14 protein-coding genes and 1 pseudogene are annotated in these 17799 nt (G+C 72.9%); 12 read left to right on the forward strand and 3 right to left on the reverse strand.

The genetic code is table 11. The features are described from left to right. Nucleotides 1-681: pseudogene (locus PYR91_RS25070) on the forward strand (phospholipid carrier-dependent glycosyltransferase); the annotation flags it as partial. Between the two features lie 97 nt (nucleotides 682-778). Here the strand turns inward: PYR91_RS25070 and PYR91_RS25075 are convergent. Then, on the reverse strand, nucleotides 779-2401 hold the full coding sequence (locus tag PYR91_RS25075) for a hypothetical protein (RefSeq protein WP_279783423.1): 1623 nt from the start codon (nucleotides 2399-2401) through the stop codon (nucleotides 779-781). Between the two features lie 110 nt (nucleotides 2402-2511). On the opposite strand from PYR91_RS25075, the gene PYR91_RS25080 reads away from it, so the two are divergent. The 9 genes from PYR91_RS25080 (at nucleotide 2512) to PYR91_RS25120 (ending at nucleotide 13710) form a co-directional block, all read left to right on the forward strand. Further along, nucleotides 2512-3735 (forward strand): glycosyltransferase, encoded by a 1224-nt coding sequence (locus PYR91_RS25080; protein ID WP_279783424.1) that lies wholly within the window; start codon nucleotides 2512-2514, stop codon nucleotides 3733-3735. 113 nt (nucleotides 3736-3848) lie between these two features. Then, complete coding sequence (gene metG / locus PYR91_RS25085; protein ID WP_279783426.1) at nucleotides 3849-5636, forward strand: methionine--tRNA ligase; 1788 nt, start codon at nucleotides 3849-3851, stop codon at nucleotides 5634-5636. Beyond that, entirely contained in the window at nucleotides 5633-6487 is an 855-nt protein-coding gene (locus tag PYR91_RS25090) for a TatD family hydrolase (RefSeq protein ID WP_279783427.1), read from the forward strand. The genes metG and PYR91_RS25090 overlap by 4 nt, the downstream gene beginning before the upstream one ends. A 675-nt stretch (nucleotides 6488-7162) precedes the next feature. After that, on the forward strand, nucleotides 7163-8047 hold the full coding sequence (locus tag PYR91_RS25095) for a resuscitation-promoting factor (protein ID WP_279783429.1): 885 nt from the start codon (nucleotides 7163-7165) through the stop codon (nucleotides 8045-8047). A 208-nt stretch (nucleotides 8048-8255) separates the two neighbouring features. Continuing rightward, a complete protein-coding gene (rsmA, locus tag PYR91_RS25100) occupies nucleotides 8256-9149 on the forward strand; it encodes a 16S rRNA (adenine(1518)-N(6)/adenine(1519)-N(6))-dimethyltransferase RsmA (RefSeq protein WP_279783430.1) in 894 nt (297 codons plus the stop codon). A gap of 229 nt (nucleotides 9150-9378) precedes the next feature. Continuing rightward, nucleotides 9379-10287 (forward strand): 4-(cytidine 5'-diphospho)-2-C-methyl-D-erythritol kinase, encoded by a 909-nt coding sequence (locus PYR91_RS25105; RefSeq protein WP_279783440.1) that lies wholly within the window; start codon nucleotides 9379-9381, stop codon nucleotides 10285-10287. 291 nt (nucleotides 10288-10578) lie between these two features. Then, nucleotides 10579-12387, forward strand: a complete 1809-nt coding sequence (locus PYR91_RS25110) for an ABC-F family ATP-binding cassette domain-containing protein (protein WP_279783431.1) — start codon at nucleotides 10579-10581, stop codon at nucleotides 12385-12387. 168 nt (nucleotides 12388-12555) lie between these two features. Then, nucleotides 12556-12972, forward strand: a complete 417-nt coding sequence (locus tag PYR91_RS25115; protein ID WP_279783432.1) for an SSI family serine proteinase inhibitor — start codon at nucleotides 12556-12558, stop codon at nucleotides 12970-12972. Between the two features lie 264 nt (nucleotides 12973-13236). Next, nucleotides 13237-13710, forward strand: a complete 474-nt coding sequence (locus tag PYR91_RS25120; protein WP_279783433.1) for a hypothetical protein — start codon at nucleotides 13237-13239, stop codon at nucleotides 13708-13710. A 353-nt stretch (nucleotides 13711-14063) separates the two neighbouring features. Here the strand turns inward: PYR91_RS25120 and PYR91_RS25125 are convergent, their stop codons facing one another. Together PYR91_RS25125 and PYR91_RS25130 are read right to left on the reverse strand one after the other, a co-directional pair. Continuing rightward, nucleotides 14064-14432 (reverse strand): hypothetical protein, encoded by a 369-nt coding sequence (locus tag PYR91_RS25125; protein ID WP_279783434.1) that lies wholly within the window; start codon nucleotides 14430-14432, stop codon nucleotides 14064-14066. 325 nt (nucleotides 14433-14757) lie between these two features. Then, nucleotides 14758-15300, reverse strand: a complete 543-nt coding sequence (locus tag PYR91_RS25130) for a MarR family transcriptional regulator (protein WP_279783435.1) — start codon at nucleotides 15298-15300, stop codon at nucleotides 14758-14760. Nucleotides 15301-15355: 55 nt separating this feature from the next. Between PYR91_RS25130 and PYR91_RS25135 the strand changes: the two genes are divergently transcribed. Next, nucleotides 15356-16123 (forward strand): trans-aconitate 2-methyltransferase, encoded by a 768-nt coding sequence (locus tag PYR91_RS25135; RefSeq protein ID WP_279783436.1) that lies wholly within the window; start codon nucleotides 15356-15358, stop codon nucleotides 16121-16123. A 77-nt stretch (nucleotides 16124-16200) separates the two neighbouring features. Further along, complete coding sequence (locus PYR91_RS25140; RefSeq protein WP_279783438.1) at nucleotides 16201-17694, forward strand: CYTH and CHAD domain-containing protein; 1494 nt, start codon at nucleotides 16201-16203, stop codon at nucleotides 17692-17694. Nucleotides 17695-17799 lie beyond the last annotated feature (105 nt).

Genomic DNA, 17799 nt, shown 5'->3' on the forward strand with positions numbered 1-17799 from the left:
TATGTGGCGTCCTGGAGCGGGTGGTTCGCCACCGCCTACGGCTACGGCCGCAACTGGGCCCAAGCCACCTCAAGCGGCTGGGGCTACTGGGTGTTCAGCTCGATGCGGTCGTGGGTGGGCTACCAGGTGCAGGTCCTCGGCTTCCACACCGGCCTCGACCGGTCCCATCCCTACCAGTCGGAGCCCTGGCAGTGGCCGCTGCTGCTGCGGCCCGTCGCGTTCCACTACGAGAGCCCGGGCGGCTGCGGCGCCGCCAAGTGCTCGGAGGCGGTCCTGGGCGTCGGCACGCCGGTGATCTGGTTCGGCGCGGTGCTGGCCCTGGTGGCGTTGATCGCCTGGTACACGGCGACCCGCGACTGGCGGGCGGGCGCCGTGCTGCTGACGTTCGGGGTCGGCTGGCTGCCGTGGTTCTACTACGCCATCGCCGACAACCGCACCATGTTCCTCTTCTACACCGCCCCCATACTCCCCTTCATGATCCTCGCCCTCACCCTGGCGGCCGGGCTGCTCATCGGGCCGTCGCGGGCGGCGTCGAGCCGGAGGGCCGCGGGGGCGGCGGTGGTGGGGGCGTTCACGCTGCTGGCCCTGGTCAACTTCTGGTGGCTGTACCCGGTGCTGGCCGGCGAGCCCATTCCCTACGACGACTGGTACCGGCGCATGCTCTTCCGGAGCTGGGTCTAGCCCCGCCGCTCCGGAGCCGGGTCCGGCCCCCGGCGTCCGCCCGGGCAGCCGCGCCCCCCGGCCGCGATGAGGCCCGGGGCGCGGGCTCCTCGGGCGATCAGGCCCGGGGTGCGGGCTCCCCGGCCCGCGCGGCCGGCTCGGGCGGCGCGGCCGGCTCGGGCGGCGTGGCGGGGCCGGACGCCGTGGCGGCCTCCGCCGGCGCGACGGGCTCGGCCGGAGCCTCGGGGCCGGCGCGCGCCGGGCGGCGCGGCGGCCGCAGCCCGTGGCGGAGCGCGATGGCCGCCGCCAGGAACGCCAGCGGCACGGCGGGCAGGATGTAGCGGTAGTCGAACTCCGCCGTGGCGGCGGGCGCGACGACGAGCGCGACGGCCGCCACCCAGGGCAGCAGGAGCGGGCCGCCCAGCGTGCGCCAGCGCACCACAGCCCCGGCCGCGCCGACCAGCAGCGCGATGCCGAGGACGGCGCCCGGCACGTACGCGAACCGCTGGTACCTCTCCATGATCGTCGCCCATGGCCAGTAGACCCGGGTGCTGGCCCGGCCCTGCTCGTAGGCGACCATGTCGCGGTCGGTGGTGCCGAGGTGGCTCGGCCACTTGGGCAGCGCCGCCGCCGACCTCACGGGGTCCTTGGCGTTCACCCCGTAGTTGAAGAACTGGTACTGCCGCCAGGTCAGCGGGTCGGGGAAGATGGGCCGATCCCAGCGGAAGGTGCGCATGAGGTCGCCGGTGACGGCCGCGACGTAGTCGCCCGGCTGGGCCAGGATCGCGCGCCGGGCGAACTTGCTCGCCGTGTCGTTGATCGACCGCTCGAACTTGTCGTTCCCCCAGCGGTGCAGCACCTCGCCCTCGCCCTTCCACCACAGGTAGAGCTGAGAGAACGGGCTGCGCGCGATGGTGGGGTTGTTGCACAGCGGGATCAGGTCCTGCTCGCGCTGCAGGTCGGGCTGGATCTTCTTGCAGTCGGCGAACTTGGCCGTGCGCATGTAGAGGATGAGGCCGTCGCTCTGGGTCAGCGCGAACTGCCCGTGCGCCGAGGCGAACCACCCCATGTACGCCAGCACCGGCACGCCGCAGGCCGTCACGACCGCCAGCACAGGCTTCCAGCCGGTGCGTTTGACCAGCAGATAGGCCACCACGACCGCCAGGATGGGCAGCCCGATGCTGCGGGTGAGCGCGGTGAGCGCCAGCAGCAGGCCGACCGCGACGCCGACCCGCCAGGACATTTTCCTGTGCCACAGGACCAGCGTCACGACGGCCACCAGCAGCAGGGTGAACATCGTGTCCGACATGATCAGCTGTTCGAGCTGGATCTGGTAGGCGTCGAACAGCACGGGCAGGACGGCGAGGGTGGCCCCCCAGTCGGGCAGGCCAAATTTGCGTCTGAGAAGCATATAGATCAGCACGGCGGTGGCCAGGCCCATGAGGTGCTGCGTCAAGACCACCAGGGCGAAGCTGTGAAAAGGCTTGAGGATCAGCAGCCAGAACCCGTAACCGTCGGGCCGTATGGGATGCGGGCGCGGATGCAGCGCCACCGACACGTACTCGTAGGAGTCGTTGAACCACATGGCCGGCCGGTAGCCGAGCATCGAGATCACCCGAAGCGCCGCGCCCAGCGCGAAGGCCGCCACGAACAGGCGGCGCAGCCCCAGGAAGCCGAGCAGGCGCGCACCCCGGCTCGGCGTGGGCAGGCCGGCCTGCGCCGGCTCGGCAACGGTCACCATGGCTTACAGGATGCCAGCCCTTTCACGGACTTGACCCGAGCACCGGGGGGCAGGGGGCATCATGGTTGAACTACGCAGCGGTGATCGAGGCGCGAACGAGGGGTTTAGACGTGGAACTGACCGTGGTCATGCCATGCCTGAACGAGGCGGAGACGGTCGAGACGTGCATCCGTAAGGCTCTGGCGTGCATGGACGAGCACGGCATCGACGGCGAGGTCGTGATCGCCGACAACGGCAGCACCGACGGCTCCCAGCAGCTCGCCCGCGACGCCGGCGCCCGCGTCGTCCACGTCGACGCCAAGGGGTACGGCAACGCGCTCATCGGCGGCATCCGGGCCGCGCGCGGCCGCTACGTGATCATGGGCGACGCCGACGACTCCTACGACTTCACCGCCCTGATGCCCTTCGTCGAGGAGCTGCGCTCGGGCGCCGACCTGGTCATGGGCAACCGCTTCAGGGGCGGCATCGCCCCGGGCGCCATGCCGCCGCTGCACCGCTACCTCGGCAACCCGGTGCTGTCGTTCATCGGCCGGCTGTTCTTCCCCAGCGCCATCCGCGACTTCCACTGCGGGCTGCGCGGCTTCCGGCGCGACTCCATCATCAAGCTCGGCCTGCAGACCGGCGGCATGGAGTTCGCCAGCGAGATGGTCGTCAAGTCCACGCTCCAGGGGCTCGACGTCCGCGAGGTCGCCACCACGCTCAGCCCCGACGGCCGCACCCGCCCGCCGCACCTGCGCTCGTGGCGCGACGGCTGGCGCCACCTGCGCTTCCTGATGCTCTACAGCCCCCGCTGGCTGTTCCTCATCCCCGGCATGGCCATCATGTTGGTCGGCCTGGTGGCGGGCACCGCGCTCACCTTCGGCCCGGTCTACATCGGCAAGCTCGCCTTCGACGTCGACACGCTGGTGGGCGCGTCGGCGATGGTGGTGATCGGCTTCCAGGCCGTGCTGTTCGCGCTCTTCACCAAGGTCTACGCCGCCGAGGAGGGCTTCCTGCCCGAAGACCGGCGCATCAAGCGCCTGGTCGACATCGTCACCCTCGAGAAGGGGCTGATCGCGGGCGCCGCCCTGGCACTGGCCGGCGTCGTCGGCCTGGTGGCGTCGCTGGCCCACTGGCAGGTGCGCAACTTCGGGCCGCTGATCCCCGCCGAGTCGCTGCGCCTGGTCGTGCCCTCGGCCACCGCGCTGATCATCAGCTTCCAGACGATCTTCGCGTCGCTGTTCATCAGCATCCTCGGCATCCGCCGCACCAAGGAGACCCCGGTCGACGTCGCCGCCTCCGCCGCAGAGGAGGCCGCCGAGGCCGTCAAGCGGGAGACCACCCCCGCCGCCTGAGCCCGCCGGCCGCGAGCCCCGCAGCCGGGGCTCGCGGCGCCGTGAGCCGGTGCCCCGGGGGCAACCGTCGTAATCGGTTAGGGGCGCCGCGCCCGGGCCTTTAGGCTTGTGCCATGTCCCAGCACATCTTGACCGCCGTCGCCTGGCCCTATGCCAACGGCCCCCGCCACATCGGGCACGTCTCCGGGTTCGGGGTTCCGTCCGACATCTTCAGCCGCTACCAGCGGATGGCGGGCAACAAGGTGCTGATGGTCAGCGGCACCGACGAGCACGGCACGCCCATCCAGGTGCAGGCCGACCGCGAGGGCGTCACCGCCCGCGAGCTCGCCGACCGCTACAACCGGGTCATCGCCGAAGACCTCACCTCGCTCGGCCTGTCGTACGACCTGTTCACCCGCACGACGACGGCCAACCACTACTCGATCTCGCAGGAGATCTTCAAGGGCCTGTTCGCGAACGGCTACGTCTTCCCGCGCACCACCATGGGGGCGGTCTCGCCCACGACCGGCCGCACGCTGCCCGACCGCTACATCGAGGGCACCTGCCCCATCTGCGGCTACGACGGCGCCCGCGGCGACCAGTGCGACAACTGCGGCAACCAGCTCGACCCCATCGACCTGATCAACCCCCGCAGCAGGGTCAACGGCGAGACGCCCAAGTTCATCGAGACCGAGCACTTCATGCTCGACCTGCCCGCCTTCACCGAGGCGCTGGGGAGCTGGCTGCAGGGCAAGCAGGGCGACTGGCGGCCCAACGTCCTGAAGTTCTCGCTCAACCTGCTCGGCGACATGCAGCCCCGGGCGATCAGCCGCGACCTCGACTGGGGCGTGCCCATCCCGCTCGACGGCTGGCGCGACCGCAACGACAAGCGGCTCTACGTCTGGTTCGACGCCGTCATCGGCTACCTCAGCGCGTCCATCGAGTGGGCGCGCCGCTCCGGCGAGCCCGACGCCTGGCGGCAGTGGTGGCAGAACCCCGACGCCCGCGGCTACTACTTCATGGGCAAGGACAACATCGTCTTCCACTCCGAGATCTGGCCCGCCATGCTGCTCGGCTACAACGGCGAGGGCGCGCGCGGCGGCACGCCGGGGTCGCTGGGCAAGCTCGCGCTGCCGTCCGAGGTGGTCTCCAGCGAGTTCCTGACCATGGAGGGGCGCAAGTTCTCCTCCAGCCGCCAGGTCGTGATCTACGTGCGCGACTTCCTGGCGCGCTACGACGCCGACGCTCTGCGCTACTACATCGCGGTCGCCGGCCCCGAGAACCAGGACACCGACTTCACCTGGTCGGAGTTCGTCAACCGCAACAACGGCGAGCTGGTCGCGGCCTGGGGCAACCTGGTCAACCGGTCGATCTCGATGGCCGCCAAGAACTTCGGCGAGGTGCCCGAGGCCGGCGAGCTGACCGACGCCGACCGCGCGCTGCTGGCCAGGAGCCGCGCGGCGTTCGCGGCCGTCGGCGCCGAACTCGAGAGGTCGCGGTTCAAGAACGCCGTCACCGAGGCGTTCGAGGTGGTGCGCGAGGCCAACCGCTACCTCGCCGAGCAGGAGCCCTGGAAGCTCAAGGACGACCCCGCGCGGGTGAAGTCCATCCTGCACGTCGCCCTCCAGATCGTGGACGACGCCAAGACGCTGCTCACGCCGTTCCTGCCGGGCTCCTCCAACAAGGTGTACGCCATGCTCGGCGGCAAGGGCGTGTGGTCGGGCATGCCCGAGATCCGCGACGTCGACGAGGACGGCGGCAAGCCGTACCCCGTGATCACCGGTGAGTACGACGGCGCCGCCACCTGGCAGTCCATCCCGGTCCGCCCGGGCACGCCCCTGGCGCCCCCCACCCCGCTGTTCCCCAAGCTCGACTCGAAGGTGGTGGACGAGGAGCTCGCCCGCCTCGCCGACGGCCGATGAGCGAGCTTCCCGCGGCGCCGGAACGGCTCGGCGTCGAGGTGTTCGACAGCCACTGCCACCTGGACATCATGGTCGGCGACCGCAAGGCGTCGTCCGGCGATTCCGTGGCGCTGGCCGCCCAAGCGGCGGCCGGCGGCGTCGAGCGCATCGTCGCCGAGGCCCGGGCGGTGGGCGTCACCCGGCTGGTGACCATCGGGTACGACCTGCGGTCCTCCCGGTGGGGCGCCCAGACCGCGCGCGAGCACGACGCCGTGTACGCGGGCGTGGCGATCCACCCCAACGAGGCGCACGCGGCGACCCCCGAGACGCTCGCCGAGATCGAGAAGCTCGCGGGGGAGCCGCGGGTGCGCGCGGTGGGCGAGACCGGCCTCGACTACTACCGCGACTGGGCGTCCCGCGACGACCAGCACGCCTCCTTCCGAGCGCACATCGAGATCGCCAGGCGCACCGGCAAGGCCCTGGTCATCCACGACCGCGAGGCGCACGACGACGTGCTGCGGGTGCTCGACGAGGAGGACACCCCGCACGTCGTGATCTTCCACAGCTTCTCCGGCGACGCCGACATGGCCCGCCGGTGCGCCGAGGCCGGTTACTTCATGTCCTTCTCCGGCCCCGTCACCTACAAGAACGCCGCCGACCTCCGCGAGGCCGCCCGCGTGGCCCCGGAGGAGCTCCTCCTGGTGGAGACCGACGCTCCCTACCTCCCTCCCACCCCCCACCGGGGCAAGCCCAACGCGCCCTACCTGATCCCCCTGACCCTCCGCTGCCTGGCCGAGGTCAGATCCACCACCCCCGACGCCCTGGCCCGCGCCATCACCACCAACGGCGAACGCGCCTTCGGCACCTGGTAACGCCCGGCCCCGCCCCTGCCACCCGCCCCACCCTCCGATGCCCCCCCGCCCCGCCCCCTCGGGTGAGAGCGTCCGGTGTCCGGGATCGATCCTCTCCACCCCGCCGCCCCCTCCCGTGTGTGGGGATGACCGGAGCGCCGGGAAAGGGGCGTGGACGGGGTGTCATGGCCTTTCCGTGCGGACGTCACGGTATCCGTCGGCGGACACGCCAAGTGATGGGCAAGTAACACACCGGATCGGTTGAACCGGTTGAGGGGGCGAGGCGGGCGGGGCTAGCGTCGGCAGCCGGTCTACCCCCAAGGACGCGCAGTGGACGAATCACCGACGGCAGTGGCGGCGCCGGCCCGGGCACCCGCGCCGCCCCACGGCGTTCCCGGGGTACCGCACCCGCCCGGCGCTCCGGGGGTGCCGCCCGTGCCCGGTGCTCCGGGGGAGCGGCACCTGCCCGGCGTTCCAGGGGAGCCGCGCGTGCTCGGCGCTTCGCGGGTGCCGCACGCACCCGGCGCTTCGCGGGTGCCGCCCGTGCCCGGCGTTCGGCGGGCCGGTACACGCCGGGCTCCCCGGCGTTCGTCCCGCACCCGGGCCCGGTCCCGCAGGGCGGCGCGACGCCCGTCCCGGCCGTGGGCGGGGTGGGCGGGCCTGTGGCGCCCGGCCCGCTCGCCGTGGACGGTGGTCGTGTGCGCCGCCGTCGTCGGCGTCTCCACCGCCCTGCTCGCCGGCACCTCGCTCACCAAGCAGGTGCGGCTCACCGTCGACGGCGGCGTGACGACGGTGCGCAGCACCGGCCGCACCGTGCGGGAGGTGCTGGCGCACGTGAAGGTGCCCGTCGGGAGGCACGACGTCGTGTCCCCGGCCCCGGCCGAGAAGGTGCGCGACGGCGGCTCGATCGTCGTCCGGCACGCCCGCCCGCTGCACCTGACCCTCGACGGCAGGAAGAGCCTGCACACCGTGACCGCGCTCAACGTCGGCGAGGCACTGGAGGAGCTGCACCTGGCGCAGCGGCGGGCCAGGCTGTCGTCCCCGCGCATGCGGCAGATCCCGGTGACCGGCTTCGCCCTGGACGTGCGCACCGAGCGCCGGGTGACCGTCATCCGCAGGGGCGTCCGGCTGGACGCCCTCACCACCGGCCGCACGGTGCGCGACGTGCTGGCCCAGCAGCGCATCATGCTCGCCAAGGGCGACAGGGTGCGCCCCGCCCTCGGCTCCTTCCCCGAGGACAGCCAGGTGATCCGCGTCATCCCGGCCGCGCCCGCCGTCCCTCCCGTCCCCGCCCCGCCCCCGCACACCGTCCCCGTCCGCCCGTCGGTCACCTCGCTCAACTGGGCGGCCCTGGCCCGCTGCGAGACCTACGCCGACCCCAGGTCCTTCAACCCCAGCGGCCCGTACTACGGCATGTACCAGTTCAGCCTCCCCATGTGGCAGGCCGTCGGCGGAACCGGAACCCCCCGCGACTGGCCCCCCGCCGAGCAGACCTACCGCGCCCAACTCCTCTACCAGAGAGTCGCCGGCCGCTGGCAGGGCCAATGGCCCACCTGCGGCTCCCACCTCTTCACCCCCTGACCCCACCTTCTTCACCAGGCGTCTCACGTCCGGCCGCGCTTTCCCGACCGCCGAGGCCTGCTCCCGGCTCATCCCTCACCGGCCGGCCGCCGTCTCGAAAAAGGCGCCTTCGGCGCGCTCTCTGAGGAGCGAGCCTCGCCCTGCCCACGCCCCACCACCGCGCAGGCATCCGACCTGAGGCGAGGCCCACCGGGTGAAGGACCATCGCATGGTGGTCGGTGCGGGAGACTGGGGGGATGGGGAATCCGTGGTGAGCCTGCTGGGGCCGGCCGAGATACGGGAGCTGGCGGGCAGGCTCGATCTTCGGCCCACCAAGCGGCTCGGGCAGAACTTCGTCATCGACGGCGGCACGGTGCGGCGGATCGCCAGGGTGGCCGAGGTCTCGCCGGACGACGTGGTGATCGAGGTCGGGCCGGGGCTGGGGTCGCTCACGCTGGCGCTGCTTCCTGAGGCGCGCCGGGTGGTGGCGGTGGAGATCGACCCGGTTCTGGCCGCGCAGCTCCCGATCACCGTGGCCGGGCGGGCGCCGTCGCTGGCCGATCGGCTCTCCGTCGTCAGGGCCGACGCCATGACCGTGCGCCCCGGCGACCTGGACGCCGAGCCCACCACGCTGGTGGCCAACCTGCCGTACAACGTCGCGGTGCCCGTCGTGCTCCACCTGCTGGCGGTGCTGCCGTCGCTGCGCCGGGGGCTGGTGATGGTGCAGTCGGAGGTGGCCGACCGCATGGCCGCCGGGCCGGGTTCGAAGGTGTACGGCATCCCCTCGGTCAAGGCCGCCTGGTACGCCGACGTGCGCCGGGCCGGGCCGGTCGGCCGCACGGTCTTCTGGCCGGTGCCCAACGTCGACTCCGGGCTCGTGGCGCTCACCCGCCGCGAGCCGCCCGTCACCTCCGCCTCCCGCGAGGAGGTCTTCGCCGTGATCGACGCCGCGTTCGCCCAGCGCCGCAAGACGCTGCGAGCCGCGCTCGCCACCTGGGCCGGCTCGCCGCCGGCCGCCGAGGCGGCCCTGCGAGCGGCGGGCGTCGACCCCTCGGCTCGCGGCGAGCAGCTCCGCGTCGAGGACTTCGCCAGGATCGCCGAGAACCGCCCCACGGACGGATGACGCCCCCGGGCCGGGGCGGACGCTAAGCGTCCGGCGTCGGCCGGGCGGGGGGCGGGTGCCGACGGTGGGGATGGATGGCGTCGTGCGGCCGGGGTGATGTGGTCGTTCGCGTTCGGGGGTGGGTGGCGGTGCTGACCGGTGGGGACGGATGGTGGCGTGCGGCCGGGTGACGCGGGGCGTTCGGGTTCGGGGGGTGGGCGCCGGGGCTACGATCGGGTCCGTGAGATCCGTGACCGTTCGGGTGCCCGCCAAGGTGAATCTGCAGCTCTCGGTGGGGCCGCCGCGCGATGACGGTTACCACGACCTGGTGAACGTCTTCCACGCCGTCTCGCTGTTCGACGAGGTCACGGCGTCCCGTCCGGAGAAGGACGAGATCACGGTGGAGGTCGGGGGCGGGTTCGCGGGGCAGGTGCCGGTCGACGGGGAGAACCTCGCGGCCCGGGCCGCCGTCGCGCTCGCCGCGCGTGCCGGACGGTCACCTGCGGTGCGGCTGCGCATCCACAAGACGATCCCGGTGGCCGGTGGCATGGCCGGCGGCAGCGCCGACGCCGCGGCGGCGCTCGTGGCCTGCGACCGGCTCTGGGGGCTCGGCACGCCCCGTGAGGAGCTGATGGAGATCGCCGCGGGCATCGGCAGCGACGTCCCGTTCGCCCTGCTCGGCGGTACGGCGGTCGGCACGGGGCGCGGGGAGAACCTGACGCCCGTCCCCGCCGCCGGGCGGTACCACTGGGTGTTCGCGCTCGCCGAGGGCGGGCTGTCCACGCCGAAGGTCTACGCCGAGTGCGACCGCATCCGCGAGGCCACCGGTGAGCCCGCCGCCTGGCCCGAGAGGTCCGAGCCGCTGATGGCCGCGCTGGCCGCGGGTGACGTGAAGGCCCTCGGCGCGACCCTGGTCAACGACCTGCAGCCGGCCGCCGTGATGCTCTGCCGCCCGCTGGCGCGCACCCTCGCGGCGGGCCGGGAGCGCGGCGCGCTGGGCGCGCTCGTCTCCGGCTCCGGCCCCACCTGCGCCTTCCTCGCCGAGTCCGCGGCCCACGCCGACGACCTCTCGGTGGCGCTGAACCTGGCGGGCGTGTGCCGTACGACGGTCACCGCCGACGGCCCTGCCCCCGGCGCCACGGTGACCTCCGAGGAGTGACCGGCTCCCTCCACGCGGGCCGGGCGACGGTCTCGGCGTCCCGGTTGGGGGTCATGGCGGACGTGTCGGTGGGGTGTCCGGCGGCTGTCCTGGGCGTGAGCGCGGGCGCCGCCGGTTCGGCGCGCAGGTCGTGGTGCCCGTGCCGGTGGGGTGCCCGGCGGACGTTCTCCCGCGTGGCGGCCGTTCTCCTGCGTGATCGCCGGTGGTGACGGTTCGGCTCGGGGGGACGGCGGCGGGGGCGGCGGTCGGGGCGGTACGGCTGGGGCGGGGGGCGGATAGGCTTTGGTGGCGATGAACCTGGTGAATCTGGAATCGGTCTTCCATGCCTATGGGCCCAAGCCGCTGCTCAGTGACGTCTCCCTCGGCGTGGAGTCCGGCGACCGCATCGGCGTCGTCGGGCGCAACGGCGACGGCAAGACCACGCTGGTCTCCGTGATCGCCGGCACGGTCAAGCCGCACGGCGGGCGGGTGACGCACAACCGCGGCCTGCGGGTGGGGCTGCTGTCGCAGCGGGACGACTTCGACCCGGCGCTCACGGTCGGGGAGCTCGTGCTGGGCGACCGCGCCGAGCACGAGTGGGCCGGCGACCAGGCCGTCAGGGAGATCCTCGCCAACCTGCTGGCCGACGTCCAGCTCACGGCCCGGGTCGGCGAGCTGTCCGGCGGCGAGCGGCGGCGCACGGCGCTGTCCCGGCTGCTCATCGAGGAGCACGACCTGGTCATCCTCGACGAGCCGACCAACCACCTCGACATCGAGGCGATCGCCTGGCTGGCGCGCCACCTGGCCGGGCGCAGGTCCGCGCTGCTCGTCGTCACGCACGACCGGTGGTTCCTGGACGCCGTCTCCACCCGCACCTGGGAGGTCGTGGACGGCGCCGTCCACCGCTACGAGGGCGGGTACGCCGCGTACGTCCTGGCCAAGGCCGAGCGCGCGCGCATCGCCCAGGCCACCGAGGAGCGCCGGCAGAACCTCATGCGCAAGGAGATCGCCTGGCTGCGCCGGGGCCCGCCCGCGCGCACCTCCAAGCCGAAGTTCCGCATCGACGCCGCCCAGGCGCTGATCGCCGACGAGCCGCCCGCCCGGAACACCGTCGAACTGGTCGGCTTCGCCTCCGCGCGCCTCGGCAAGACCGTCTACGACCTCAACGGGGTCACCCTGCACGCGGGCGGCCCCGGGGAGGGCCCGCTCGTGCTCGACGACTGCACCTGGCAGTTCGGCCCCGGCGACCGCATCGGGCTGATCGGGGTCAACGGCTCGGGCAAGTCGTCGGTGCTGCGCCTGCTCGCCGGCTCGGTGCTGCCCGACTCCGGCTCGGTGGTGCGGGGCAAGACCGTCCGCCTGGCCCACCTGTCGCAGGAGCTCACCGAGCTCGACCCCACCCGGCGCGTGCTGGAGACCGTCGAGGAGGTCCGCAAGTTCGTCCAGGTGGGCAAGCGCGAGTGGACCGCCTCGCAGCTTCTGGAGCGCCTCGGCTTCCGCGGCGACGCCCAGTGGAAGGTGGTCGGCGACCTGTCGGGCGGCGAGCGGCGGCGGCTGCAGCTCCTGCGGCTGCTCATGGACGACCCCAACGTCCTGCTGCTGGACGAGCCGACCAACGACCTCGACATCGAGACCCTCAACGAGATGGAAGACCTGCTCGACGGCTGGCCGGGCACGTTGTTGCTGGTCAGCCACGACCGTTACTTCCTGGAGCGGGTGGCCGACCGCTGCGTGGCCCTGCTGGGCGACGGCAGCCTGTCGATGCTGCCCGGCGGCGTCGACGAGTACCTGCAGCGCCGGGCGTCCGGAACGGCGCTCACCGCCCGCGCCGGCGCGCCGCAGGCGGCCAGGGCCCCCGCCGCCGAGCAGGCGGCCCAGGCCCCCGCGACGGCGGCGCCCTCGGCCAAGGAGCTTCGCGAGGCGCGCAAGGAGCTGTCGAGGCTGGAACGCCAGCTTGACAGGATCGGCGAGCGTGAGGCCACGCTGCACTCGGCCATGGCCGAGGCGGCCTCCGACTACGGGCGGCTCGCCGCCATGGACGCCGAGCTGAAGGAGCTTCGCGCCCAGAAGGAGTCCGTCGAGGTGGAATGGATGGAGCTGGCCGAAAGGCTGGGCGAGTAACGCTCCCTCCGTCGGCCCGTTGTTGGGCTGGGTGACGAAAGACATTTGCACGGCCCCGGGGCGTCGTTCTCCTGATTCCGGCATGCCAGGCGGCAGGCTGGGACCGTTCGTCGTTCGATCGGGGGAATGTGAATGAGACGTCAATGGGGCCGCGCGATTTGTCTGGCCGTGTGTTTCGGAGCGGCGCTGGGGCTCGCGTCGCCGTCCGCGGGCGCCGCCGCCGCCGGACAGCCGCCGCCCGAGCCGGAATCCGCGATCGCCGCGCACCGCAGGCCGGCCGACGGCCTGGTGCTGACGCGCAGCGAGGGCCGGGCCGCCTGGCCGGTGTCCCGGGTGGCCGTGTTGCAGTGCTCGCCGACCGGAGGGACGCATCCCCGGCCGCTGGAGGCCTGCGCGCTGCTGGCGACCGTACGCGGTGACCTGGCCAGACTTCAGCTCCCGGGCGGGAGGCCGTGCCCGCGGATCTACGACCCGGTCACCATCTCGGCGATGGGCGTGTGGGGTGGGCGTAACGTCTCCGCGCAGCGCACCTACGGCAACGCGTGCGACCTGCGTAACACCCTGGGGGCCGTGGGCGCTTTCTGAGCGTCTCGCACAAAAGCGCGCCGACAAAAGGACCGGGCTTACGCCGGTCCCTTTTGTCGGCGCGCTAATTCGTTGGGCACGCCCGGTCGTTCTTACCGTTTCCTGACCCCGGCAATGCCGTCGCGGCCGGTGAGGCGCGGTCATTAATGCGATGATCTCGGTAGGTCAAGAGGCCTCTGTGCGAGATGCCCCATGGATCCACACAATTCCTCGTGGATCCGGTGCGTATTCGTCGGGGCCAAGTAGTGAATACGGGGGTTCACAATGATCCGCACAACAATATTCGCGGCGGCCGTCGTGACGGGACTGGCATTGTCGGGAGCGGGCGCGTACGCCGACACCGACCGGGTGCCGGCGGGCGCCGCCAAGCGGCCGGCGCCGGTCGCGGCGGCGGCGAAGGCGGTGGGGAAGGCGCAGTGTTCGGCGGCGTCGTGCGCCGCCGTGCTCTGCCCGCCCGGTTACGTGTGCGTCCACTCGCCCAAGCAGTGCATCACCACGCCCTGCCCGCAGTTCGAATGCGTGCTCGCCACGGGCACCACGTACCCGCAGGTCGTACCGTACCCGGCCTATCCGACGTACCCGGTCTACCCGACGTACCCGTATGTCCGGCCGCTCGGCCCGTACTACGGGCACTACCACGGTCATCACGGCCACCACCACGGGCATCACCACGGTCACCCCCGCCCCCGGCCGCCGCGGGTGCTGCCGATCCAGTCACCCGGCGGCCTGTCGAAGTGATCGCCGCGTCCCGGCGCTGACCGGGCGGCCACCGCGCGTCGAGTGGCCGGCCCGCGCGGCCGGCCGCACGATCGCTCGTGCGGCGGCCTGGCGGGTGTGGCAGGGTACGGCCGGCCCGAGGGCCGGCCGTACCGACGCGGTCGCCTCCGTCTCCCTCGACGGGCCGGCGGCGGGTCTTCCCCGGCCCGCGGCCGGCGTTCCTCGTCCACGGCCGGCAGCCGTGACCCCCGTGCCGGAGCGGGCGACGCGCCGTCCGGGCCGCCTCGGTGAGCGGAAGACCTGGTCGACCGCGCGAAAAAGGGCGGCGCCTCCACGAACGGTGGGAGCGCCGCCTGTTGTCGCTACGGCGTGGGTCAGAGACCCAGGCCGAGCCCGAGGCCGAGACCCAGGCCCAGGCCACCGCCGCCGCCGCTGCCGTAGCCGACGCCGTAGCCCACGCCGCCGCCGCCGAAGCCGGCGCCGTAACCGACTCCGTAGCCGCCGCCGAGGCCGCCGCCGTAACCGAGGCCGTAGCCGTAGCCGCCGCCGAGGCCGTAACCGAGGCCACCGGCGCAGCCGGCGCCGACGAACTGGGGAACGACGGTGGGGATGACGGTCGGCCCGCAGGTGCAGCAGCTTGCCTTGGCGCTCTTCGCAGGCTTGGCCGCGTCGGCGGAAGCTGCGGCAGCGGGTGCCATGAGGGCGATTCCGACGCATGCCGAAGTGACCAGAAGGCGAATCATGTGTACTTCTCCCTGTAGGAATCGCCGCAACAGAACGCTCCGCACGTGGACGCTCTGTTCAGCGGTGATTACTCGATGTGACCGCTCAGACATTACCGAGTGGCTGAACACGGCTAAGGGTGGGGAACGGTCAGGCGGCGGCAATACTTGCGGGCCTCTGGACAACCGGCGTCCATCCGGGAGGCAATGCGCTCGTCATCGGCCAGGCCCGCACTTCAGGACGAATTGCACGTCCTGCCTGGTGGGAGGCTGCGGGGTCGCCTCGCCGTCCGACACGCCCCGGGAGGGGTGTCCTCGCCGGGGTGTGCTCGGCGGCCGCCGGTGGTCAGGCGCCGTTCTGGGCGGAGTCGAACGGCACCAGGATCGTGCGGAGCAGGCCCGCCAGCGTCCGCTGGTCGGCGGCGTCGATGCCCGCCAGCAGCGTGTGCTCGCGCCTGAGCAGGTCGGCGAAGGCGGCGTCGACGCGCTCGCGGCCGGCGTCGGTCAGCGAGACCAGCACGCCGCGCCGGTCCTCGGGGTCGGGGCGGCGGCGCACCAGCCTGGCGGCGGCGAGGCGGTCGATGCGGTTGGTCATCGTGCCGGAGGTGACCAGGGTGGCGCGCAGCAGGGCGCCGGGGCTCAGCTCGTACGGCTCTCCGGCGCGGCGCAGCGTGGTGAGCACGTCGAACTCCCACGGTTCGAGGTCGTGCTCGGCGAACGCGGCGCGCCGGGCGCGGTCGAGGTGGCGGGCCAGCCGGGAGACCCGGCTGAGCACCTGGAGCGGCGACACGTCGAGGTCGGGACGCTCCTGCCGCCAGGACGTGACAAGCTGATCCACCTCGTCTCGGACGGGGCCTTCGGGGGCACCACCGCTTGGGCGCGTCGTCATGCCGCCGAGTCTATCTCTCTTGACATCGAGACATCTCGGCGATAAAAGTATCTCGATGTCAAGAGATATGTGGGACCCCGTCGTCTACGGACGTTACGCCGACGAGCGCCGCCGTCCCTTCTTCGAGCTGCTCGCGCGGGTGGGCGCGCATGCCCCCCGGAGCGTGGCCGACCTCGGCTGCGGCACGGGGGAGCTCACTCTGGAGCTGACCCGCCGCTGGCCCGGCGCGTCCGTGCACGGGGTCGACTCCTCGGCCGCGATGATCGCCAAGACGCCGCGCGGGCTGTCGTTCAGCGTGCAGGACGTGCGCCACTGGCGCCCCGTCGACCCCGTCGACGTCGTCATCTCCAACGCGCTGCTGCAGTGGGTGCCCGAGCACCGCGAGCTGCTGCCGCGCTGGCTGGGCTTCCTCCGGCCGGGCGGCTGGCTCGCCTTCCAGGTTCCGGGCAACTTCGGCGCCCCCAGCCACGCGGCGGTCAGGCAGGTGTGCCGTTCGGCGCGCTGGGCCGAGCCGCTGGGAGGCCTCGCGCGCCACGACCCCGTGGACGGCCCCGAGGAGTACCTGACGCTGCTCGCGGGGCTCGGCTGCGCGGTCGACGCCTGGGAGACGACCTACGTCCACGTGCTCCAGGGCGAGAACGCCGTGCTCAACTGGATCATGGGCACCGCGCTGCGGCCCATGCTCGACCGGCTGGGCCCGGGGGATCGCGAGGAGTTCCTCGCCGACTGCGGCCGGCTGCTCGCCGAGGCCTACCCGGCCCGGCCGTACGGCACGCCGTTCCCGTTCCGCCGCGTCTTCGCCGTCGCGCAGGTTCCGGCCTAGCGGCACGATCGAGCCCGATCTTCAGTTGTTATGGTGAAAAGGCAGCAGTGCCGGAATCACCGGACGGCGGAGGTGGCATGGCGATCGAGGTCGAGGACAAGTTCGACGTACCCGAGGACTACACGATTCCCGAGCTCACGGGCGTGCCCGGCTGCGCCGAGGTGCTCGGGCCGAGAAGCTACCGGCTGACCGCCGTCTACTTCGACACCCCCGACCTCCGGCTGGCCGCGCACGGCATCACGCTGCGCCGGCGGCGCGGCGGGGACGACGCCGGGTGGCACCTGAAGCTGCCCAAGGCCAAGGGCGCCCGGCACGAGATCGCGCACCCGCCGACCCGCAGCGCCAAGGTCGTGCCGCGCGAGCTGGCCGAGCTCGTCCTGGCCCACACGCGCCGCGAGGAGCTCGTCCCGGTCGCCGAGCTGGAGACCCGCCGCGAGGTCACCACCCTGCGCGACGCCGACGGGCGCAAGCTGGTGGAGGTCGCCGACGACCAGGTCAAGGGCACGACCTTCGGCACCGTGTTCGGCGAGGAGCCCCGGGTCGAACGCTGGCGCGAGGTCGAGGCCGAGCTGCTGGACGGCGACGTCGACCAGCTCAAGAAGGTCGGCAAGGCGCTGCGCAAGGCGGGCGCGGTTCCCGCGGCCTCGGGCAGCAAGCTGGCACGCCTCCTCGGCCCCGCCGGGCGGGCCGCCGAGCTGACACGGCCGCCGGACGGCACGGCGGGGCGGGTCGTGACCGACTACCTCCGCTCCCAGGTGGACGCGATCATCGCCCAGGACCCCCAGGTGCGGCGGGCCACCGAGGACTCCGTCCACCAGATGCGGGTCGCGGCCCGCCGCCTGCGCAGCGCGCTCAAGGCCTTCTCCTCCGTGCTCGGCGAGACCGGCGACCTGCAGGACGAGCTGCGGTGGATCGCCGGGGTGCTCGGCGAGGCCCGCGACCTGGAGGTCATCCACGAGCGGTTCGCCGAACGCCTGGACTCCGTCGACCCGTCCCTGGTCGTCGGCGAGATCCGCACCCGCCTCGGCGACGATCTCCGGGAGCGCCAGCGCCAGGCGCTCGTCCGGGCCCACCTCGCCATGAGCTCCGAGCGCTACTTCGCCCTGCTCGACCGGCTCGACACGCTGGCCGCCAAGCCGCCGCTCACCCCGGTGGCCGGGAAGAAGGCCGGCAAGACGCTGGGGCGCGTCGCCGACGAGCAGTGGCGCCGGGTCGAGAAGAGGTACGACAGGGCGCGGGCGATGGAGGACGCGGAGGAGCGCGCCCTCGCCATGCACGACGTCCGCAAGGCCGCCAAGCGGGCCCGCTACACCGCCGAGGCCCTGACCCCCCTGCTCGGGGACGAGGCGGCGGCCCTCGCCAAGCGCGCCAAGGACGTCCAGGAGGTGCTCGGCACCTACCAGGACGGCGTGGTCGCCCAGGAGATCCTGATGGAGGAGGCCGATCGCGCCCGGGAGGCCGGCGAGGACACCTTCACCTACGGCGTGCTCGTCGCCACGGAACGCGCCGACGCCGCCCGCTCCCAGGCGGAGTTCCCCGGCGTCTGGGCCGAGGCCGCCAGGGCCGGCTGACCCGCCGTACGGCGGCGCCGACCTCACCGCACCCCACCCCGCCGCATCGGCGCCGGGAGTGACAGCACAGAGCGGTGCCGGGGTGGGGTCGCGCCGGGTGGGCGG

Origin of the sequence: Sphaerisporangium sp. TRM90804 (assembly GCF_029846175.1) — a bacterium.
In the GTDB taxonomy this organism is placed as follows: domain Bacteria; phylum Actinomycetota; class Actinomycetes; order Streptosporangiales; family Streptosporangiaceae; genus Sphaerisporangium.

Excerpts from the sequence above, each read along its gene's own strand:
- PYR91_RS25135 (WP_279783436.1), top strand. The coding sequence starts at position 15,356 with ATGTCAAGAGATATGTGGGACCCCGTCGTCTACGGACGTTACGCCGAC.
- PYR91_RS25075 (WP_279783423.1), bottom strand. The coding sequence starts at position 2,401 with ATGGTGACCGTTGCCGAGCCGGCGCAGGCCGGCCTGCCCACGCCGAGC.
- PYR91_RS25140 (WP_279783438.1), top strand. The coding sequence starts at position 16,201 with ATGGCGATCGAGGTCGAGGACAAGTTCGACGTACCCGAGGACTACACG.
- PYR91_RS25125 (WP_279783434.1), bottom strand. The coding sequence starts at position 14,432 with ATGATTCGCCTTCTGGTCACTTCGGCATGCGTCGGAATCGCCCTCATG.
- PYR91_RS25090 (WP_279783427.1), top strand. The coding sequence starts at position 5,633 with ATGAGCGAGCTTCCCGCGGCGCCGGAACGGCTCGGCGTCGAGGTGTTC.
- PYR91_RS25110 (WP_279783431.1), top strand. The coding sequence starts at position 10,579 with ATGAACCTGGTGAATCTGGAATCGGTCTTCCATGCCTATGGGCCCAAG.
- PYR91_RS25120 (WP_279783433.1), top strand. The coding sequence starts at position 13,237 with ATGATCCGCACAACAATATTCGCGGCGGCCGTCGTGACGGGACTGGCA.
- PYR91_RS25130 (WP_279783435.1), bottom strand. The coding sequence starts at position 15,300 with ATGACGACGCGCCCAAGCGGTGGTGCCCCCGAAGGCCCCGTCCGAGAC.
- rsmA (WP_279783430.1), top strand. The coding sequence starts at position 8,256 with ATGGTGGTCGGTGCGGGAGACTGGGGGGATGGGGAATCCGTGGTGAGC.
- metG (WP_279783426.1), top strand. The coding sequence starts at position 3,849 with ATGTCCCAGCACATCTTGACCGCCGTCGCCTGGCCCTATGCCAACGGC.